Source organism: Mesorhizobium sp. M7A.F.Ca.CA.002.04.1.1 (genome assembly GCF_004022805.1).
Classification (GTDB): domain Bacteria; phylum Pseudomonadota; class Alphaproteobacteria; order Rhizobiales; family Rhizobiaceae; genus Mesorhizobium; species Mesorhizobium ciceri.
The window spans coordinates 1-3,079 of record NZ_RZPL01000675.1; the positions used below are offsets into that span (position 1 = coordinate 1).

Sequence of the window (3,079 nt, forward strand, 5' to 3'; positions counted from 1 at the left end):
CGTCGACGGTGCGCTGGGTGCCGAACTGCTGGTCGCCTTCAAGCGCCTGATCGAGAACCCGATGGGCATGCTGGTTTAGGGAAGCGAGAGGGCGGTGCGGATAGTCTTCACCAGCCTCTTCGCTTTCATCATTTCCGGATTCGCCACCGGACTGGCTGCTCGGAAACGGGCGGTCACAACCCATGGATGGCGGGTGAAGCGTGGGTTGATCGACGCGCAGGTGGGTGCATGAAGACGGTTCTTTGTTACGGCGACTCGCTGACCTGGGGCTACAATGCCGAAGGTGGCCGCCATGCGCTGGAAGACCGCTGGCCAAGCGTGCTGCAGGCCGGCCTTGGCAGTGGCGTCGAAGTTATCGCCGAAGGCCTCAATGGCCGCACCACCGCCTTCGACGACCACCTGGCCGGTGCTGATCGCAACGGCGCCAGGCTGCTGCCAACGGTGCTGACGACGCATGCGCCGATCGACCTGATTGTCATCATGCTCGGCGCCAACGACATGAAGCCGTGGATCCACGGCAATCCCGTCGCGGCCAAGCAGGGTATCCAGCGGCTGATCGACATCGTGCGCGGTCACGACTATCCGTTCGACTGGCCGGCGCCGCAGATCCTCATCGTTTCGCCGCCTGTCGTCAGTCGCACCGAAAATGCCGAATTCAAGGAAATGTTTGCCGGCGGCGACGACGCCTCGAAGTTTTTGGCACCGCAATATGCCGCGCTCGCCGATGAGGCCGGCTGCGGCTTCTTCGACGCCGGCAGCGTGGCGCAAACCACACCTCTCGACGGTGTTCATCTTGACGCCGAAAACACGCGAAACATCGGCGAGGCGCTGACACCAGTCGTGCGCGTCATGCTGGAATTGTGAAGGAGAAAACCCGTGGCTGAGAACTATGACGTCATCATCATCGGCTCCGGTCCCGGCGGCTATGTCACCGCGGTGCGTTCCGCGCAGCTCGGCTTCAAGACGGCGATCGTCGAGCGCGAGCATCTCGGCGGCATTTGCCTTAACTGGGGCTGCATCCCGACCAAGGCGCTGCTGCGCTCGGCCGAGATCATGCACTATTCGGATCACCTGAAGGATTACGGGCTGAAGCTCGACGGCAAGGTCAGCGTGGACACATCGGCCGTCGTTGACCGCTCGCGCAAGGTGTCGCTGCGGCTCAATGGCGGCGTTGCCTTCCTGATGAAGAAGAACAAGGTCGACGTCATCTGGGGCGAGGCCAAGCTTTCGAAGGCGGGCGAGATCGTCGTGTCCAAGACGGCCAAGAAGCCGATGGAGCCACAGCCGCCGGTGCCGAAAGGCGTCAAGGGCGAGGGCACCTATACCGCCAAGCACATCATCCTGGCGACCGGCGCCCGGCCACGCGCGCTGCCCGGCATCGAGCCGGACGGAAAGCTGATCTGGACCTATTTCGAGGCCATGGTGCCGAAGGAGATGCCGAAGTCGTTGCTCGTCATGGGGTCGGGCGCCATCGGCATCGAATTCGCCTCCTTCTACCGCACAATGGGCGCCGAGGTGACGGTGGTCGAATTGCTGCCGGCGGTGATGCCGGTCGAGGACGCCGAAGTCTCGAAGTTCGCGCAAAAGCAGTTCGAGAAGCAAGGCATGAAGATTATCCTCGAAGCCAAGGTGACCAAGGTCGAGAAGGGCACGAACTCGGTCACGGCGCATGTCGAGATGAAGGACGGCAAGGTCGAGAAGATCACCGCCGACCGGATGATCTCGGCCGTCGGCGTGCAAGGCAACATCGAGGGCCTCGGGCTTGAGGCGCTCGGCGTGAAGACGGATCGCGGCTGCGTCGTCATCGATGGTTACGGCAAGACCAATGTGCCGGGCATCTATGCCATCGGCGATGTCGCCGGCCCGCCGATGCTCGCCCACAAGGCCGAACATGAGGGTGTCGTGTGCATCGAGAAGATCGCTGATTTTCCTGGCGTACATGCCACCGACAAGCTGAAGATTCCGGGCTGCACCTACTGCAATCCGCAGGTCGCCTCGGTTGGCCTGACCGAAGCCAAGGCCAAGGCAGAGGGCTGGGATATCCGGGTCGGGCGCTTCCAGTTCGCCGCCAATGGCAAGGCGATCGCGCTCGGTGAGGATCAGGGCTTCATCAAGACCATCTTCGACAAGAAGACCGGTCAATTGCTCGGCGCCCACATGGTCGGCGCCGAAGTGACCGAACTGATCCAGGGCTTCGTCGTGGCGATGAACCTGGAGACGACCGAGGAAGAGCTGATGCACACCATCTTCCCGCACCCGACGCTGTCGGAGATGATGAAGGAAAGCGTGCTCGACGCCTATGGCCGCGCGCTCAACGCGTGATAGATTGAAAGCGCTGCTACAGATGGAACCCGGCGGCAAGGTACATCGTTTGCGGATGCACTTTCATCCATCACACAAGGAGAAGGCATATGCACCTGAATGGCGTCGGCTGGATAGCAGCCATCATCATCGGCGGCCTGGCAGGCTGGTTCGCCGAAATGTTCATGAAGAGCAACACCGGCATCTTCATGAACATCGTTATGGGCATCGTCGGCGCGATCGTGCTGAACGCCATTCTGCAGGCTCTCAATTTTGGCCCGTTCGGCGTCGGCTGGATTGCCTATCTGATCACCGGCTTTATCGGCGCCTGCCTACTGATCTGGGCAGGACGCCTGGTGCGCCGCTGACATCACTGAAGAGCTGCCATGCGAAAAAGGCTGTTGCGGCATGCGCCGCAGCGGCCTTTTTCTTTGCGCCGAAAAGTCCTAGATGACGTTATCACAACGAACGCCTGACTGGCGCTCGCCAATGAACCAGGTTTCCCGATGGTCACTGTCCTCGATACGATCGCCAACGCACCGCGCCTGCGGCATCCCGAAAAGGCGCACAAGCCTGATCAGGATGTCCTGCGCAAGCCCGACTGGATACGCGTCAAGGCGCCGATGTCGAAGGGCTATGCCGAAACGCGCGAAATCGTGAAGTCGCACAAGCTGGTGACGGTCTGCGAAGAGGCCGGCTGCCCCAACATCGGCGAGTGCTGGGAAAAGAAGCACGCCACCTTCATGATCATGGGCGAGATCTGCACCCGCGCCTGCGC

General features: G+C 61.5%; 4 protein-coding genes and 1 pseudogene. 4 read left to right on the forward strand and 1 reads right to left on the reverse strand.

Translation table 11 applies throughout. The features are described 5' to 3' along the window. A partial coding sequence (locus ENZ75_RS34740; RefSeq protein WP_206617109.1) for a hypothetical protein occupies positions 1 to 184 on the reverse strand: 184 nt, incomplete at its 3' end. 44 nt (positions 185 to 228) lie between these two features. Between ENZ75_RS34740 and ENZ75_RS26550 the strand changes: the two genes are divergently transcribed. From ENZ75_RS26550 to ENZ75_RS26565, 4 genes and pseudogenes are all read left to right on the forward strand, one after another. Then, positions 229 to 864 (forward strand): SGNH/GDSL hydrolase family protein, encoded by a 636-nt coding sequence (locus ENZ75_RS26550; protein WP_013531484.1) that lies wholly within the window; start codon positions 229 to 231, stop codon positions 862 to 864. Positions 865 to 876: 12 nt separating this feature from the next. Continuing rightward, the gene (gene lpdA, locus ENZ75_RS26555) at positions 877 to 2,322 is read left to right on the forward strand and encodes a dihydrolipoyl dehydrogenase (protein ID WP_063168048.1); all 1,446 of its coding nucleotides are present in this window, start codon (positions 877 to 879) and stop codon (positions 2,320 to 2,322) included. 89 nt (positions 2,323 to 2,411) lie between these two features. Further along, positions 2,412 to 2,669, forward strand: a complete 258-nt coding sequence (locus ENZ75_RS26560) for a GlsB/YeaQ/YmgE family stress response membrane protein (RefSeq protein WP_013531486.1) — start codon at positions 2,412 to 2,414, stop codon at positions 2,667 to 2,669. A gap of 138 nt (positions 2,670 to 2,807) precedes the next feature. Beyond that, positions 2,808 to 3,079: pseudogene (locus tag ENZ75_RS26565) on the forward strand (lipoyl synthase); the annotation flags it as partial.